Source organism: Microbacterium sp. Cr-K20, from assembly GCF_000708325.1.
Classification (GTDB): Bacteria; Actinomycetota; Actinomycetes; order Actinomycetales; family Microbacteriaceae; genus Microbacterium.
On record NZ_JARE01000036.1, the window covers coordinates 1 to 764 of the forward strand.

A 764-nucleotide genomic window follows, 5' to 3' on the forward strand; every position below is an offset into this window, starting at 1 on the left:
ACGGCCTCGACCTGCTCACCACCTGGCAGCAGTCGTTCGGCGCCCTCGACCTGCAGGCCTCGGTCGCCATGCACGGCGCCGACCTGATGTATGCCGGCCTCTCCGCCGCCGCGCGCCTGCACGATCCTGCGACGATGTTCGAGTGGTCGGAGCGCGCCCGTCACCTCAGCCAGCAGGTCGCTCCGGTGCGGCCTCCGCGCGACGACTCGCTGGCCGTGGATCTGGCGGAACTGCGGATGCTGCGCGCCGAGCTCGCCGGCGCCGACTGGACCACGGACGCTCGCGTGCGCGTCCTTCGCGACCGGGTGCGGGAGCGGCAGTGGGCCGCGACAGGGGCGGGCGGCACCCGCGAGCGGCTGGGCCTCACCGAGGCGACGGCGCTGCTCGATCCCGACACCGCCGTCCTGTCGTACATCTTCACGGGCTCCGCGCTGCACGCCATCGCGGTGACGTCGTCAGGGGCCACGGTCGTCGACCTGTCCTGGTCCCGTGTGCGATCCGCGCTCGACGGTCTGCGCGCCGACCTCGACATGGCCGCGATGACCCGCGGCGGGCTGATGGGCGCCGTGACCGCGCGCGCCCTCTCCGCGCGGTTGGCGTTGCTGGATGCCGAGCTGCTCGCACCGCTGCTCTCGGCGGCGCCGTCGGCACGCCGTCTGGCGATCACGGTGCCCGGAGCGCTCGGCGGGGTGCCTTGGGCGATGCTGCCCGGCATGACCGGCGTCCCGTTCACGCTCGCGACGTCGGTGTCGCGGTTGCGGGGC

General features: G+C 74.3%; 1 pseudogene. It reads left to right on the forward strand.

The window, feature by feature from the left end:
* Positions 1-764 (forward strand): annotated as a pseudogene (locus GZ67_RS20755) (CHAT domain-containing protein); the annotation flags it as partial.